Below are 14,689 nucleotides of genomic sequence, written 5' to 3'. Positions count from 1 at the left end.
TATTGATACCTGAATATCAAGGTCGAAAATTTAAAAGAATATTCTGAACCCTTAACGAAAGTTAAATTCTTTCCTTTTCTGACCTTTATGTCATTGATCTCATATAAAATAAGAAATAAAAAGGAGGGTAACTTATGACGTTAGAAGAGAACAAAATCCTCATGGTGGATGATGACGAACATATCTTAAACTTATTAATAACTTGCTTTGAAAAGGAAGGTTTCAGCAATATTTCCACAGCTATGACAGGGAGCGAAACCCTTCTGAAAATCGATCAGGAACTTCCAAATATTATTTTATTAGATGTCATGCTTCCGGACACTGATGGCTTCACCTTATGCAGCAAAATACGCTCCCATACAAATGTGCCGATACTCTTCTTAACGGCAAAAACAACAGATTTAGATAAATTGCAAGGGTTTAGTTTTGGGGGGGATGACTATATTACTAAACCATTTAATCCACTAGAAATTGTAGCTCGTGTAAAAGCCCAATTAAAGAGAATGACTCAACTCTCTTCTTCTTACCCTCTAAAACAGGTATACGATTATGAATATTTTAAAATAGATCCCAATACCGGCAGACTTGTTGTTAACGGGACAAGAATCGATTGCCCTGCTCAGGAAATGAAACTTCTGATTTATTTCTGTGAACATCCCAATCAAATTTTAAGTAAACACCAAATTTATAAAGATGTGTGGGGGGAGTTTTATGGCGGAGATAGTACTGTAATGGTACATGTAAGACGATTACGTGAAAAATTAGAGGAAGACCCGAGCAGACCAAGATGGATTAAAACGGTTCGAGGACAGGGCTATATATTTGAAGCAGAGCCTATAGATGAGGATTTATTTTGAAGCTGAGAAATAGGATAGCATTTTACTTCGTATCGAGACTTTTTTTACTCATGTTTATTTGGGGTCTGCTCATTGTGGGCAGTATCATATTTTTCAGCCTCGTCTTAGGTCAGAATAAAATGGAAACGCCGCACTTATCCTTAAAAAAAATTGTTGACCAAACAGTTGTTGCAGATAAACAATTTTCAATAAATACGAAAGCAAAAGAAGATTTATTAGAGAACCGAATGTGGATTCAAATTTTAGATGAACAAGGAGATGAGGTTTTTTCTTTTAATAAACCTAAAAATATACCTAAGCATTATATTCTTGGAGAGTTAATATCAGATTACATGTATCCTGCCAAAAAAGGTTATCAATTATCTACGTGGTATGAAACGAAAAACAATCAGGATTTAACATGGGTATGGGGAAAACCGATGGAAAAAAATAACCCTTTTTTCTATTGGGTGAATAACTTGTGGATAGTTTCTATTATTATGGCAGGGATTGTAATTGCAATATTTTACGGAAAAAAACTAGGTGCTCCCCTGCTGTTTATTGTATCTTGGATTGAGAATTTGTCTAAAGAAAAATATGAAGAACCTTATGATTGGAAGTTTCATTCAAGCAAATATAGACATAATAAATCTGGATATAAGACCTATCAAGAATTAATGCAAGCTCTGTCTGAACTTACCTCAACGCTTCAAAGGAATAAGGCTGAGAGAGAGTTGTTGGAAAAAACAAGAGAAGAGTGGATGGCCGGTGTCTCACATGATTTAAAAACCCCTCTTTCGGTTATTAAGGGATATACGGTTCTTTTATCTTCAAATGAATATGAGTGGGAAAATCAGCAAGTGCGTGATTTTTCCTTAATAATGGAAGAACGTGTCGAATATATGGAAAAGCTGATTGAAGATTTCAACTTAACTTTTCAATTGAAAAATGAGTCGCTTCCAATCCATCTTGAAGAAAAAAACGTAGTGAAAGTAATTCATGACACTTTAGAAAAAATGAAGTTGCTACCGGAGTCAGAAAATAAGAGATTCGCTATAGAATCCAGTCACAATAAGATACTTTTTAATATGGATGAAAGGTACCTAAAGCGCGCAGTTGAAAACTTGATTGCTAATTGTATTAAACATAATCCTCCGGGCACTAAAATAAAGGTCATATTATATCAGGACGTGGTACATGACAATGAAATACAAATTATAATAGAAGACGATGGGATAGGAATGGACGAAGAGACGGTTGAATGTTTATTTGATCGGTATTTCAGAGGGACAAGCGCTTCGTTAAATAACTCAGGGACTGGATTAGGAATGGCTATTGCTCAACAAATTATCAAGGCGCATGGGGGAAATATTGATATATATAGTCAGCCGGGAATTGGCACAAGATTTAAAATTACCTTTCCGAGTCCGCCATCTAAGTATAACAATGTCAATTAGAAATAATCGATCTTACATTGAGAAAGGGAGAAGCGGGTCTTTTATAAAGGCCCGCTTTCTCATGTTGCAGAGAACCGATGAAAGCATTATGATGGGGGCATCAAATAATGAGGGCTCCGAAAAGCCGTATCCTTTTGGAGGATGGTTGCATGAATAAAATCATGATTGTGGAAGATAGTGAAGACATTCGCGGACTATTGCAGAATTACCTTGAAAAATACGGATATCAAACCGTGGCCGCCGCGGATTTCACGGCTGTTCTTGATGTTTTTTTGCGGGAAAAGCCTGATGTGGTGCTGCTTGATATCAATCTGCCGTCTTATGACGGCTATTATTGGTGCCGCCAGATCCGCCAGCATTCTACAAGCCCGATCATTTTCATCTCAGCCAGAAGCGGGGAAATGGATCAAGTGATGGCGATTGAAAACGGCGGAGATGATTATATCGAAAAACCGTTTTCTTATGATATTGTGCTGGCGAAAATCAAAAGCCAGATCCGCAGGGCATACGGAGAGTACGCCGCCAAGCAGGGAGAGAAAGTGGTTGAATATGCCGGTGTGCAGCTCTTTGTGGAACGGTTTGAACTGGGCTTTCAGGACGAAAAAAGCTTGCTTTCTAAAAAAGAAAGCAAGCTTTTGGAAGTGCTGCTGGAGCGGGGAGAAAAGGTGACGGGAAGAGACCGGCTCATGGAAAAGACGTGGGACACCGACATTTTCGTCGATGATAATACACTTAACGTGTATATCACGCGGCTCAGAAAAAAACTGCGGGAGCTCAATGCGCCTGTTTCCATTGAATCGGTGCGGGGCGAAGGCTACCAGCTGAGGGGGCTGTCATGAAGCTGTTTCTCCGGTCTCATGCCGTGCTGATTCTGCTTTTTCTCCTTCAAGGGCTGTTTGTCTTCTTTTATTACTGGTTTGCGGGTCTTCATTCTTTTTCCCACCTGTTTTACATATTGGGCGTGCAGCTTCTTATTTTGGCGGGATATCTTGCCTATCGCTGGTACAAAGACCGCGGTGTGTATCATTGGCTCAGCTGGGAGCAGGAAGGGACGGACATCCCGTATCTCGGTTCTTCAGTGTTTTGTTCAGAGCTGTATGAAAAGCAGATGGAGCTGATCCGGATGCAGCACCAGAAGCTCCATGAGACCGAAGCCAAGCTTGACGCGCGGGTGACGTATATGAACCAATGGGTGCATCAAGTAAAAACGCCGCTGTCGGTCATTAATTTAATCATTCAGGAAGAGGATGAGCCCGTCTTTGAACAAATCAAAAAAGAGGTTCGGCAGATTGAATTCGGGCTGGAGACGCTTCTTTATTCTTCAAGGCTCGACCTGTTTGAGCGGGATTTTAAAGTCGAAGCGGTTTCCTTATCAGAGCTTCTCCAATCGGTCATTCAAAGCTATAAACGATTTTTTATTCAATACCGGGTCTATCCGAAAATGGATATTCGCGATGATCATCAGATTTACACCGATGCGAAATGGCTCAAATTTGCGATCGGCCAAGTGGTCACAAATGCGGTCAAGTATTCGGCAGGCAAGAGTGACAGACTGGAGCTGAATGTCTTCCGCGATGAAGACAGGACGGTGCTTGAAGTCAAAGATTACGGTGTCGGCATACCCTCGCAAGATATCAAGCGGGTGTTTGACCCTTATTACACCGGCGAAAACGGACGGCGTTTCCAAGAATCTACGGGAATCGGCCTCCATCTCGTCAAAGAAATTACGGGCAAGCTCAATCATACGGTGGACATCAGCTCGTCCCCCGGTGAAGGGACATCGGTCCGATTTTCATTTCTTACAAAAATGTAAGGCTGCGTTAAGAAAACAACATAGCTCGTTTTGTTTCCCCTTGATAACATGGATTTATGTCAAGGGGATTTTTATGTTAAATGCCCCGGCACTACATGAAAGCAGCCCAGACCAACAAGAATAAAACCATAAGGAGGATTTTCATGGCGAATATGCTTGAAGTCAAACATATAAATAAAACCTATAAAGGACAAGTGTCCTATCAAGCTTTAAAACAAATTTCGTTTTCAATAGAAGAAGGCGGGTTCACGGCGGTGATGGGACCGTCCGGCTCAGGAAAAACAACGCTTTTGAATATCATTTCAACGATCGACCGGCCGGATTCAGGCGATATCCTGATTCATGGAGAAAACCCGCACCGGCTGAAGCGGACAAAGCTCGCTCATTTCCGCCGCAAGCAGCTCGGATTTGTGTTTCAGGATTTCAACCTTCTGGACACACTGACGATCGGTGAAAATATCATGCTGCCGTTAACGCTTGAAAAAGAAGCGCCGTCTGTCATGGAAGAAAAACTGCACGGCATCGCGGCAAAGCTCGGAATCGAAGACCTGCTCAACAAACGGACGTTTGAAGTATCCGGCGGACAGCGCCAGCGGGCCGCCATCGCAAGAGCGGTCATTCATAAGCCGTCACTCATTCTGGCCGATGAACCGACGGGAAACCTTGATTCCAAAGCGTCAAAAGACGTCATGGAAACGATGCAGAGCCTGAACCAGGATGATCATGTCACGGCTTTGATGGTGACCCATGATCCGGTTGCGGCAAGCTACTGCCGCCGCGTCATCTTTATAAAAGACGGCGAACTGTTTAATGAGATTTACCGCGGGGAAAACCGCCAAGTCTTTTATGAGCAGATTCTTGATGTGCTGTCTATGCTGGGGGGAAACGCAAATGACCTTTCTTCAGTTCGCTTATAAAAACGTCACGAGAAACAAAAGGGCCTATCTTGCTTTCTTTTTAAGCAGCGCTTTTTCCGTTTTGATTTTCTTTACCTTTGCGATGTTCCTGTTTCATCCGGCACTAAAGGAAGGCTACCTGAATAACATCGCCAGAAAAGGCTTAACCGCCGCGGAATGGATGATCTTTGTTTTTTCTTTCTTATTTGTTCTGTATTCGGTTAACGCATTTTTGAAATCGAGAAATAAAGAATTCGGCATCCTGCTGATGCAGGGCATTACGCCGGGGCAGCTGAGAAAGCTCATTACGGCGGAAAACATGATCATCGGCGTCATGTCAATTGCAGCCGGGATTATCGGAGGCTTCATTTTTTCGAAAACGTTCTTTACGGTCGGCGCTTATATTTTAGAAATGGACGCGCTGCCTCTGTACATGCCTTGGAAAGCGCTCGGCATTACGGCCGGCGGATTTCTGCTCTTATTTTTCCTTTTATCGCAGTTCACGATCCTTTTTGTCAGATCAAATACGGTGATCAAATTAATAAAGGGCACTGACAAGATCAAGCCGGAGCCGAAGCCGTCCGTGCTTCTGTCTATATTCGGCATCGCCTGCCTGTGCGGCGGGTACGGCATGGTTTTAAAAGGCAATGTCCACGGGACTCAACCGTTTATCATTTTACTGCTTACCGTCATCGGCACGTATTTCTTTTTCAGCCAAAGCAGCATCTGGATTCTGCGCGCGCTGAAGAAGTGGAAAACCTTTTATCTGCGCGGGAAAAATGTCATTTGGGTTTCTGACCTTGTCTATCGATTAAAAGACAACGCCCGCCTGTTCTTTATCGTCAGCATTATTTCCGCGGTAGCGTTTACGGCGACGGGCGTGCTCGCGATGTACAAATCGACCGTCGGGGCGGAAGAGTCCGCTTATGAGATGGAGTATTTATCTTACAGCGGCAACCCAAAAGAACAGACTCATTTGAAAAAAATTGACCATGAACTGAAAACACACGGCTTTACGTATAAGAAAGACAAAATAAATGTTTCCTATGTCCGCTATCAGGAAGGAGAAACTGTTCCCCCTGTTTACATGATCAGCAAATCGGATGTGTCAACATACTTCCATGTCAAGCTGAACGGCCTGAAACATGATGAGGCTGTCTATTTCCCGGGCACGTATGACCGCAATTTCAAAAACGAAGCGCCGGATCAGCTGAAGCTGCTGAACCAAAAAGGCAAGCCGTCTGACCAAAAACTGACGGTAAAAGAAGTCGAAAAACCGCTGATTTCATTAAATGCCGTCATTGCGGTGAACGATCAAACCTTTGATCAGCTTAAATCACTCGGTGAAAAAGCGTCATTATACGGCTACAGCTATGATCATTGGAAAGACAGTCTTGGGATCAGCCAATCCTTGAAAAATGAGATTTACGGCAACTATATCGACGTGCATTCTGATTTTATGGCAAAAGCCGGGACGTACTATGATACGGTGCAGCTGCCGAGCCTGAGTTTATTTATCGGCCTGTTTATCGCAATTGTATTCTTTGTCGCGGCAGCAAGTTTCTTATATTTCAGGCTGTTCACTGATTTAGATGAGGACCGGGAGCGCTACCGTTCATTGGCCAAAATCGGTCTGAGTGAGCGTGAAATGGCACAAAGCGTGACGATACAATTGGCGATTCTCTTTTTCTTTCCTTTCGTCATTGCCGTCATGCATACCCTGTTTGCCTTGAGAACATTGGCCGTGGAAGGCTATTCCGATGTAGCGGGGCCGCTCAGTCTGACCATCGGAGGGTTTTTCATTTTTCAGCTTCTGTTCTTCCTCACAGTGCGGTCAAGCTATTTGAAAAAAATGAACAAGTAAGGGGAGTGCAAAGATGAAAAAAGCATTGGCAATCCTGGCCGTCTTGGCGGCCGCTGCCGTCATATACGGACTTCTCTTTTTTCATAACGATGTTACAGACAGATTTAATCCGTTTATTCACCAGCAAGATGTCTATGTGCAGATTGATCGAGATGGCAAACATCTTAGCCCGGGCGGTACTGAGTATACATTAGACGGATACAACGCATCCGGGAAAAAAGAAGAAGTGACCTTTTACGCCGCGAAAGACCTTCGGAAGAACGCGTATTTGAAGGTGAAGGCGAAAGGAAAGTATGTCGAGACCTGGGAAGAAGTCAGGTTTGAAGATATGCCGGGCTCCGTACAGTCAAAATTAAAGTGAACAGGAAAAACGGCACAGTGTCATGACTGTGCCGTTTTTTTTATTTTTTATTTTCTTCAGCCCGTTTGATCAGCATGTCGGTGATGATATCCATCTGTTTGCTGACGGCAATCGGGTCATAAGGATAGAAGGTGTTGAAATCGTTGATAAAGACACGATTGTTTTTTACGGCATCGAGATTTTTCCAAACGGATGAATCTTTCAGACGCTCAAATGTTTTGCTTTCTCCATTCGGATTGTAATCGGTAATGAACATATAATCAGCCGCATATTGAGGGATGACCTCTTGGGAAACCTGTTTCATGGCGCCCGTTTTCATGATGTCTTTTTCAATTTTGGCCGGCGCTTTCAATCCGAGCGCGTTATAAACGGCTTGGCCGCCGCGGCCGGAATTGTCATTGAAAATCCAGATTTCGCCTTTATCCGTCGTTTCATAAAGGCCGACTGTCTCGTCTTTGCCGATCACGTTTTTGAGGCGCTTTTGATTCGCTTCGGCTTTTTTGTTGAAGTCTGCCATAAAGCTTTTGGCTTTATCCTTCGCCCCGGCAATGTCGCCGAATAGGCTGACCGTATCTTTCGTATTCTTTGCGGTGTTAAAAGGAATGACAATCGTCGGTGCGATTTTCGATAGTTTCTCGTATTGGTCATCCTTCATCAGCACGATTAAATCAGGCTTCAGCTGCATCACTTTCTCCACATTGACGGGATTGCCGATGTCCGTGGTGTTTTTCAGCTGTTTTTTGATAAACGGATTTTTGAAAGCCCATGAGCCCGCCCCGACGACATTTGCGTCAACGGACAGCAGCTCACCTGCATAAAAGTCAGTGACGATCCGTTTCGGATGTGCGGGTATGTCAATATTTCCTTTTGTTGATTCATATGTACGCATGTCTGTCTTTCCTTTGCCTGATGCCGATCCGTTGTTTTCCTTCGCGCCGCTGCAAGCGCTTAATGCGAAAACAAGCAGAAGTGCCAGGCCGATCAGCCATGATTGTTTCTTCATAATGATCCCCCTATTTCAGTGATAATGATTATCATTATTAATATAGCAGGAAGACGTCATTCCGTCTATGTTTTTTATAGAAAACCTTCCTTGATTATCCATGTTATAGTAGTAAAGGAGGAATGAATGTTGATTACGAAAAGAGGGACTTGGTGGGAAGTGCTGCACAGCTGGTGGCTGCTGCTGACTTTTGCGCCGTTTGCGCTGACCGCTTTCTTGGCCTTTTTCTATATCGGCTACCGGGCTAAGAACAAAAAATGGCTGAAATACGGACTTATTATTTTATTATTTTAGCAATTGTGCTGCCGAGCACGCCGGGCGTGTATATCGTGCTGCCTTTATGGGTCATCTCCATCATTCACGGGCTGAAAGTGCGGGCGGCTTATTTGATACAGCTTGATGTGTTTAAACAAAACGTCGAAGCAAGAGCGTATGAAGCGGTAAGGCATGAGGCGGAAGCAAAATTCGGCGGAAAAGCCGCTCATCGCATTGATCTGACAAAACAGAGATAAAAACAAATGACAAAGCCGGTATCTCGCGCTTTGTCATTTGCATGACCGGCCTATTGCTGGTATGAATGCTGCTGAAACGGTGTGTGATGCTGTGTTTGCGGGAATGAAGAAACATTAGCGTTTGCCATCGGTGCAGGCATGTGTCCGCTTACTTCCTGCTGAAGCTGATTGCACACATTCACGATTTGCTGGCATTTTTGAATGGCCGCTTCATGCCCCTGCAGCGCTTGCTGAATGGTATGAACGGCATGCTGTTCATGGTTAAGCATCTGCTGAAGCATTTGAATGTTTTGCTGTTCCTGCTGGAGCATTTGCTTGTACTGCTGACTGCTTTGCTGTGTCTGCTGAATAAGCTGCTGTGCTGTTTGGCGGCATTGCTGCAGCTGATTTCCGCTGTATTGGTTTTGATACATCATGAAGACCTCCTGGAGTGATTGATTTTACACATTTATCATGTGAAAGAATAGGAGAGGCATTCATGCAAGAAAAGGATTCAAATATTTACCTGTTATGTACAGAGCGGAATACAAGGCTCGGGATGGCCTGTCGAGCTTTGTATTCCGGCCCTTTTTCTCAGAAGCCGCCTTCTGTAGCGTGAAAAGGAATATTGAGTCTGTTTTCGACTGCGCGCAGGCGCTGATTCAAACGGTTTAAGCGGCGGGTATGGATTTCAATGGACTGGCTCAGCCGTCTGATCTGCTCATTCATACGCGTGATTTCCCGGTTTTGGCGCTGGTCTTCTTGTGAGAGGCGGGTGAGCTCTCTCGTTTGCTCGGCGTTTTGTCTTTCAAGCTGGGCGACTCTCCGTTCTAAACCTGTCGGCTGCCGCTCTTCGGACTGAGGGGGCGCATAATAATAGCTTTCCTGCTGCTGATACGGCTCATACTCAACGTGGTTCACTTCGTATTCCTGCTGCTGAGGGAAATAGGCAGGCGGGGTGTAGTACTGATATGGGTTCATTCATCATTCTCCTTATCTAGTGAAGTCTTTATACACTATGTAGTCAATTGCACAGTGCCACGGCATCCGCCTAAGTTACAGGCGTAAAAAAGCTTCAAAGGAAGGTGATCATGTTGCGGAACATACGGATTTTCATCATGACGGTTCTTGTTTTCGGATGCGTCATGATAACAGGCTGCTCGCAAAAGAAAGCAGACGAACCCCCTTTTTATTACGGGACATGGGATGCGGGGCTGAAACCGGGCCCGATGGACGGGGTCAGATCTGAAACCGTCACGTTTACGAAAGACAGCGTGCTGACAAAGCAGGTCATTCAAGGCCGCGGCGAGGTTGCCATGCCCTCAGATGTGTACAAGGTGATCTCACAAAACACGGACGGGACGATCGAGATTGAATACCTCGGACATCCGCACCCCGTCAAAAGCACGTTGAAAAGAGGAAAAAACGATACGCTCATTTGGAAGATATACGGAGAAACAAAGACAATGACAAGAATAAAAACCGGCGGGGAGGATGCACATGAGAAATAAGGCTGCCGACAGACTCGTTTTGACGGGTGTCATCGTACATATCATTCAATGGTTTTCACTGTTATGGTTATTTTTTATGCTTTTTGATCAGTTCGGGCGTTTTACCATTTACAATCCCAATGTCGTAAACGGAAGCATGCAGTCTTTTTCATTCTTTGATATGATGCGCGCTCTTCTGTTTTCCGGCACGCTGCGGAATACGCTCCTGCTGTTTCTGTTTGCGGCGCTGCTCATTTACATGTGGGTGAACGCTCTGTTTATCCTGCTGGAAATCGTTTCTTATATCATGATCAGGCGGAACAGCCGTTCATTATGGGCATACTTTCCCGCAGCGATGGGAATAAAGCTTGCCCTTCTGGACATAGCGGCCATCCCTTTCTTTGCGGCGGGGCTGATGCTCTTGAAGCAGAAAACAGATGACGGCGGCGAACAAGCTGACAAGGGGAAAAGACGGCCCCGCATCCGGAGGCAGGCCCGGTATACGAAGAGAAGGCGGAGAAACTTGTCCGTTTGATTTTTCATTGAAACGAAAAAACGATATGATGAAAGAATAAGAAGAAAAGGATACAAAGGAGATGCAGGATGTACAAGTTAATCGCAATAGATATGGACGGAACACTACTAAACGATCATCATGAAGTGACGGCTGAAGTCCGCGGGGCGCTTGATGCCGCCAAAGCGGAAGGGGTCAATATCGTCCTGTGCACGGGCCGGCCGATCGGCGGCGTGCGTCGGTATTTGGAAGAGCTGAACTTACAGGAAGAAGGCGACTTTGTGATTGCCTATAACGGCGCACTCGTCCAAAATACGTATACAAACGGTGTCGTGGCCGAGCAGTCATTAGGTTATGAGGATTTGAAGTCGCTTTACGAGCTGAGCTTACAGCTGGATACTCCGATGCATTACTTTGACACAGCCAATCTGTACACGCCGAACCGGGATATCAGTGAATACACGGTATACGAATCATACATTACGAAAGTGCCGCTTCATTTCCGCACGATCGATGAAGTGCCGAAGGATATTCTGATTCCGAAAGTCATGTTCATTGACGATCCGGACAAGCTGGAGAAAGCGATCGCTTCCATTCCGGAATCATTCAAGGAAACATACACAATGGTCAAAAGCGCGCCATTCTTCCATGAGATTCTTCACCCGAAAGTCAGTAAAGGAAACGCAGTCAAGCTGCTGGCCGAAAAACTCGGCATTGAACAGAAAGACGTCATGGCAATCGGCGATAACGGCAACGACATGTCCATGATTCAGTGGGCCGGCTGCGGTGTGGCAATGGCCAATGCCATCCCGGAAGTAAGGGAGATTGCTGATTTTGAAACGAAATCAAATAACGAACACGGCGTGGCGCATGCGATTCAGGAGCTTGTGCTGAAAAAATAGGCACCCCATCAGAGGGTGCTTTTTTACCGCGTGTTTTGGTGATATGATAAGCGGAGAGGGGAGGCGCGACATGGATCGTGAAAAACAGCAGCTCAGCATAGAAGCGGCAAAACTATATTATCAATCAGATTACAGCCAGCAGCAGATCGCCGAACGGCTTGATCTGTCACGCCCCACCGTTTCAAGGCTGCTTCAGTACGCAAAGGAAAAAGGGTATGTTCAAATTCGCGTCATGGACCCGTTTGAGGACCTTGACGAACTCGGCGCGAAGCTGGAAGAAAAATACGGGCTGCTTGAGGCGCACGTCGTCTTTTCTCCAAGCGACGATTACCAGGCCATTACACATTACTTAAGCCGCTATGGCGCAGACTATATGCATAAAACCGTAAAGGACGGCGATATACTCGGCGTAAGCTGGGGGACGACGATGTACCAGATCGCAAGCCGCATGGAGCCGAAGCAGGTAAAGAGCGTTGAAGTCGTGCAGCTGAAAGGCGGCATCAGTCATTCCAATGTCAATACGTACTCGTCAGAAACGATTCAGCTGTTCGCCGAAGCATTTCAGACGATGCCGAGGTATTTGCCGCTGCCGGTTATATTTGACAGCGCCGATGTGAAACAGATGGTCGAGCGGGACAGACATATTAAGCGGATCATTGAAATGGGCAGACAAGCCAATATCGCCCTGTTTACGGTCGGAACCGTCCGGGATGAGGCGCTGCTTTTCAGACTCGGCTATTTCCGGGAAGAAGAGAAACAATTGCTGAAAGCACACGGAGTCGGCGATATTTGTTCGCGCTTTTTTGACGAGGAAGGCAGGATTTGCAGCAGCAGCATTAACGGCAGGACGATCGGAGTCGAGCTCAGCGACTTGAAAATGAAAGAGCGTTCGATTCTGGTGGCGGGCGGCAGCAGAAAATGCAAGGCCATTCACGGTGCCCTGAAAGGAAAGTACGCCAACGTTTTGATTACCGATCAGCATACGGCCAAAAAACTCATTCAAGAATTGTGACAATTCTTGAACATAATTTCAATTACCAATTTACATATGTTCAAAATTCGGTTATTCTAAACGTATCCTAGGAAAAAGGAAGTGCATACAATGTCAATTGCAAGTCAAATAGACCATACTGCTTTGAAACCGCATACACAAAAAGCGGATATTTTACAACTGATAAAAGAAGCAAAAGAATATAAATTCGCTTCCGTTTGTGTAAACCCGACTTGGGTCAAACTCGCAGCGGAGGAACTGAAAGGCACGGGAGTTGACGTTTGCACCGTTATCGGATTTCCTCTCGGCGCAACGACATCGGAAACAAAAGCATTTGAAACGAAGGATGCCATCTCAAAAGGGGCAACTGAGGTTGACATGGTCATCAATATCGGCGCATTAAAAGACGGCGATGATGAAGCGGTTGAAGCTGATATCCGCGCGGTAGTTGAAGCAGCTGATAAAAAAGCGCTCGTCAAAGTGATCATCGAAACATGCCTTTTAACAGATGAAGAAAAAGAGCGCGCGTGCCGCTTGGCGGTATCCGCAGGCGCAGATTTCGTCAAAACGTCTACCGGTTTTTCTACAGGCGGGGCAACGGCTGAAGATATCGCTCTCATGAGAAAAACAGTCGGACCGGACATCGGGGTCAAAGCATCAGGCGGCATCAGAACAAAAGCTGATGTTGACAGCATGATCGCTGCGGGCGCGAGCCGGATCGGCGCAAGTGCGGGCGTCTCTATCGTGAGCGGCGGAGACAGCGGCAGCAGCGACTATTAATCAGCAGTGCGGAAGCCGAAAGCTTCCGCCATCCTCTTTCTTTGTTGATGCATAAAAAATTGTAAGCGAATACAAATAAAAGGAGAACACATATGAAGTATCTCATCGGAATTATCGGAATCATTGTGTTTTTAGGTCTTGCCTGGCTTGCCAGCAACGGCAAAAAAAGAATCAGAATCCGGCCGATCGCCGTCATGCTCGTGCTGCAGCTGATTCTCGGTTATATTCTCCTCAACACCGGTATCGGGAATTTTCTTGTCGGCGGTTTTGCAAAAGGATTTAACTACTTGCTGGAATATGCCTCAGAAGGGATTAACTTTGTATTCGGCGGGCTTGTGAATGCGAAACAGACGACGTTCTTCATGAGCGTGCTTCTGCCGATCGTCTTTATATCCGCTTTAATCGGAATTCTGCAGCATTGGAAGGTCCTCCCCTTCATCACGAAGTATATCGGTCTTGCGTTAAGCAAGGTGAACGGAATGGGGAAAATCGAATCTTACAACGCTGTCGCATCCGCGATTTTAGGGCAATCAGAAGTCTTTATCAGTTTGAAAAAACAGCTCGGTTATCTTACTGAACAGCGCTTATATACGCTTTGCGCGTCCGCAATGTCGACGGTCTCAATGTCGATCGTCGGTTCTTACATGATGATGCTGAAGCCTGAATACGTCGTGACGGCGCTTGTGCTGAACTTATTCGGCGGATTTATCATCGCTTCTATCATCAACCCGTACACTGTCAGCAAAGAAGAGGATTTGATCGTCGTTCCTGAAGAAGAAAAGCAATCCTTTTTTGAAGTGCTCGGTGAGTATATAATGGATGGATTCAGAGTCGCCGTCGTCGTAGCGGCGATGCTGATCGGATTTGTCGCACTCATTGCTCTGGTCAACGGCGTTTTTAATGCGGTCTTCGGCATTACATTCCAGGCGCTGCTCGGATATGTATTCGCGCCGTTTGCGTTTTTAACCGGTATTCCGTGGAATGAAGCGGTGAGCGCCGGAAGCATTATGGCGACGAAAATGGTATCGAATGAATTTGTGGCGATGCAGACGCTCTCGTCCGGTGATTTCCATTTCAGTGCGCATACACAGGCAGTGGTATCTGTATTCCTTGTCTCATTCGCGAATTTCTCCTCTATCGGAATCATTACCGGTGCGGTGAAAGGGCTGCATGAAAAACAAGGAAACGTCGTCGCGCGGTTCGGGTTGAAGCTGCTGTACGGCGCAACGCTCGTCAGCTTCCTGACAGCGGCGATCGTCGGATTGATTCACTGAACATAAATGAAGGACAG

At 45.4% G+C, this 14,689-nt stretch carries 16 protein-coding genes and 1 pseudogene; 14 read left to right on the top strand and 3 right to left on the bottom strand.

Annotated features, from left to right (window positions below; genetic code table 11):
* Positions 1-134: 134 nt before the first annotated feature.
* The 7 genes from NYE28_RS20495 (at position 135) to NYE28_RS20465 (ending at position 7,227) form a co-directional block, all read left to right on the top strand.
* The gene (locus NYE28_RS20495) at positions 135-857 is read left to right on the top strand and encodes a response regulator transcription factor (protein WP_012118836.1); all 723 of its coding nucleotides are present in this window, start codon (positions 135-137) and stop codon (positions 855-857) included.
* Positions 854-2,293 carry a HAMP domain-containing sensor histidine kinase gene (locus NYE28_RS20490; RefSeq protein WP_059367496.1) on the top strand — a complete coding sequence of 480 codons (1,440 nt, stop codon included), beginning with the start codon at positions 854-856 and terminating at the stop codon, positions 2,291-2,293. Before NYE28_RS20495 ends, NYE28_RS20490 begins: the two co-directional genes overlap by 4 nt.
* A 149-nt stretch (positions 2,294-2,442) precedes the next feature.
* Positions 2,443-3,132 carry a two-component system response regulator YxdJ gene (gene yxdJ / locus NYE28_RS20485; RefSeq protein WP_342490238.1) on the top strand — a complete coding sequence of 230 codons (690 nt, stop codon included), beginning with the start codon at positions 2,443-2,445 and terminating at the stop codon, positions 3,130-3,132.
* Entirely contained in the window at positions 3,129-4,106 is a 978-nt protein-coding gene (gene yxdK / locus NYE28_RS20480) for a two-component system sensor histidine kinase YxdK (protein WP_059367500.1), read from the top strand. Before yxdJ ends, yxdK begins: the two co-directional genes overlap by 4 nt.
* A gap of 143 nt (positions 4,107-4,249) precedes the next feature.
* The gene (gene yxdL / locus NYE28_RS20475; protein WP_015240899.1) at positions 4,250-5,023 is read left to right on the top strand and encodes an ABC transporter ATP-binding protein YxdL; all 774 of its coding nucleotides are present in this window, start codon (positions 4,250-4,252) and stop codon (positions 5,021-5,023) included.
* Entirely contained in the window at positions 4,998-6,866 is a 1,869-nt protein-coding gene (gene yxdM / locus NYE28_RS20470) for an ABC transporter permease YxdM (RefSeq protein WP_342490237.1), read from the top strand. The genes yxdL and yxdM overlap by 26 nt, the downstream gene beginning before the upstream one ends.
* Positions 6,867-6,879: 13 nt before the next feature.
* A complete protein-coding gene (locus NYE28_RS20465) occupies positions 6,880-7,227 on the top strand; it encodes a YxeA family protein (protein WP_012118831.1) in 348 nt (115 codons plus the stop codon).
* 40 nt (positions 7,228-7,267) lie between these two features.
* On the opposite strand, the gene NYE28_RS20460 is transcribed toward NYE28_RS20465, so the two are convergent.
* Positions 7,268-8,230, bottom strand: a complete 963-nt coding sequence (locus NYE28_RS20460) for an iron-hydroxamate ABC transporter substrate-binding protein (protein ID WP_025285529.1) — start codon at positions 8,228-8,230, stop codon at positions 7,268-7,270.
* Positions 8,231-8,356: 126 nt separating this feature from the next.
* On the opposite strand from NYE28_RS20460, the pseudogene NYE28_RS20455 reads away from it, so the two are divergent.
* Positions 8,357-8,742: pseudogene (locus tag NYE28_RS20455) on the top strand (hypothetical protein).
* A gap of 50 nt (positions 8,743-8,792) precedes the next feature.
* Here the strand turns inward: NYE28_RS20455 and NYE28_RS20450 are convergent.
* Both NYE28_RS20450 and NYE28_RS20445 read right to left on the bottom strand, forming a co-directional pair.
* Positions 8,793-9,155, bottom strand: a complete 363-nt coding sequence (locus NYE28_RS20450; protein ID WP_007407823.1) for a hypothetical protein — start codon at positions 9,153-9,155, stop codon at positions 8,793-8,795.
* A 160-nt stretch (positions 9,156-9,315) separates the two neighbouring features.
* Positions 9,316-9,702 carry a hypothetical protein gene (locus tag NYE28_RS20445; protein WP_032867907.1) on the bottom strand — a complete coding sequence of 129 codons (387 nt, stop codon included), beginning with the start codon at positions 9,700-9,702 and terminating at the stop codon, positions 9,316-9,318.
* Positions 9,703-9,812: 110 nt separating this feature from the next.
* Here NYE28_RS20445 and NYE28_RS20440 point away from each other — a divergent pair, with 110 nt between their 5' ends.
* The 6 genes from NYE28_RS20440 to NYE28_RS20415 all read left to right on the top strand — a co-directional run bounded on the left by NYE28_RS20440 (position 9,813) and on the right by NYE28_RS20415 (position 14,672).
* Positions 9,813-10,232, top strand: coding sequence for a DUF3255 family protein (locus NYE28_RS20440; RefSeq protein WP_025285528.1), 420 nt, complete (start codon positions 9,813-9,815; stop codon positions 10,230-10,232).
* Positions 10,222-10,746, top strand: coding sequence for a hypothetical protein (locus NYE28_RS20435; RefSeq protein ID WP_337681115.1), 525 nt, complete (start codon positions 10,222-10,224; stop codon positions 10,744-10,746). The genes NYE28_RS20440 and NYE28_RS20435 overlap by 11 nt, the downstream gene beginning before the upstream one ends.
* Before the next feature lie 68 nt (positions 10,747-10,814).
* The gene (gene yidA, locus NYE28_RS20430) at positions 10,815-11,627 is read left to right on the top strand and encodes a sugar-phosphatase (protein ID WP_015240895.1); all 813 of its coding nucleotides are present in this window, start codon (positions 10,815-10,817) and stop codon (positions 11,625-11,627) included.
* Between the two features lie 70 nt (positions 11,628-11,697).
* A complete protein-coding gene (locus NYE28_RS20425) occupies positions 11,698-12,639 on the top strand; it encodes a sugar-binding transcriptional regulator (RefSeq protein ID WP_007614813.1) in 942 nt (313 codons plus the stop codon).
* Positions 12,640-12,729: 90 nt separating this feature from the next.
* Entirely contained in the window at positions 12,730-13,398 is a 669-nt protein-coding gene (gene deoC, locus NYE28_RS20420) for a deoxyribose-phosphate aldolase (protein ID WP_004393277.1), read from the top strand.
* A gap of 92 nt (positions 13,399-13,490) precedes the next feature.
* Positions 13,491-14,672, top strand: a complete 1,182-nt coding sequence (locus NYE28_RS20415) for a NupC/NupG family nucleoside CNT transporter (protein ID WP_004393280.1) — start codon at positions 13,491-13,493, stop codon at positions 14,670-14,672.
* The last annotated feature ends 17 nt before the right edge of the window (positions 14,673-14,689 follow it).

The sequence above is a fragment of the Bacillus sp. FSL R5-0443 genome, from assembly GCF_038608285.1.
Classification (GTDB): Bacteria; Bacillota; Bacilli; order Bacillales; family Bacillaceae; genus Bacillus; species Bacillus velezensis.
Note: the sequence above shows the minus strand (reverse complement) of the source record. Positions and strands in the feature narration are given on the sequence as shown.

Excerpts from the sequence above, each read along its gene's own strand:
- NYE28_RS20495 (WP_012118836.1), top strand. The coding sequence starts at position 135 with ATGACGTTAGAAGAGAACAAAATCCTCATGGTGGATGATGACGAACAT.
- yxdJ (WP_342490238.1), top strand. The coding sequence starts at position 2,443 with ATGAATAAAATCATGATTGTGGAAGATAGTGAAGACATTCGCGGACTA.
- yxdK (WP_059367500.1), top strand. The coding sequence starts at position 3,129 with ATGAAGCTGTTTCTCCGGTCTCATGCCGTGCTGATTCTGCTTTTTCTC.
- yxdL (WP_015240899.1), top strand. The coding sequence starts at position 4,250 with ATGGCGAATATGCTTGAAGTCAAACATATAAATAAAACCTATAAAGGA.
- yxdM (WP_342490237.1), top strand. The coding sequence starts at position 4,998 with ATGACCTTTCTTCAGTTCGCTTATAAAAACGTCACGAGAAACAAAAGG.
- NYE28_RS20465 (WP_012118831.1), top strand. The coding sequence starts at position 6,880 with ATGAAAAAAGCATTGGCAATCCTGGCCGTCTTGGCGGCCGCTGCCGTC.
- NYE28_RS20460 (WP_025285529.1), bottom strand. The coding sequence starts at position 8,230 with ATGAAGAAACAATCATGGCTGATCGGCCTGGCACTTCTGCTTGTTTTC.
- NYE28_RS20450 (WP_007407823.1), bottom strand. The coding sequence starts at position 9,155 with ATGTATCAAAACCAATACAGCGGAAATCAGCTGCAGCAATGCCGCCAA.
- NYE28_RS20445 (WP_032867907.1), bottom strand. The coding sequence starts at position 9,702 with ATGAACCCATATCAGTACTACACCCCGCCTGCCTATTTCCCTCAGCAG.
- NYE28_RS20440 (WP_025285528.1), top strand. The coding sequence starts at position 9,813 with ATGTTGCGGAACATACGGATTTTCATCATGACGGTTCTTGTTTTCGGA.
- NYE28_RS20435 (WP_337681115.1), top strand. The coding sequence starts at position 10,222 with ATGAGAAATAAGGCTGCCGACAGACTCGTTTTGACGGGTGTCATCGTA.
- yidA (WP_015240895.1), top strand. The coding sequence starts at position 10,815 with ATGTACAAGTTAATCGCAATAGATATGGACGGAACACTACTAAACGAT.
- NYE28_RS20425 (WP_007614813.1), top strand. The coding sequence starts at position 11,698 with ATGGATCGTGAAAAACAGCAGCTCAGCATAGAAGCGGCAAAACTATAT.
- deoC (WP_004393277.1), top strand. The coding sequence starts at position 12,730 with ATGTCAATTGCAAGTCAAATAGACCATACTGCTTTGAAACCGCATACA.
- NYE28_RS20415 (WP_004393280.1), top strand. The coding sequence starts at position 13,491 with ATGAAGTATCTCATCGGAATTATCGGAATCATTGTGTTTTTAGGTCTT.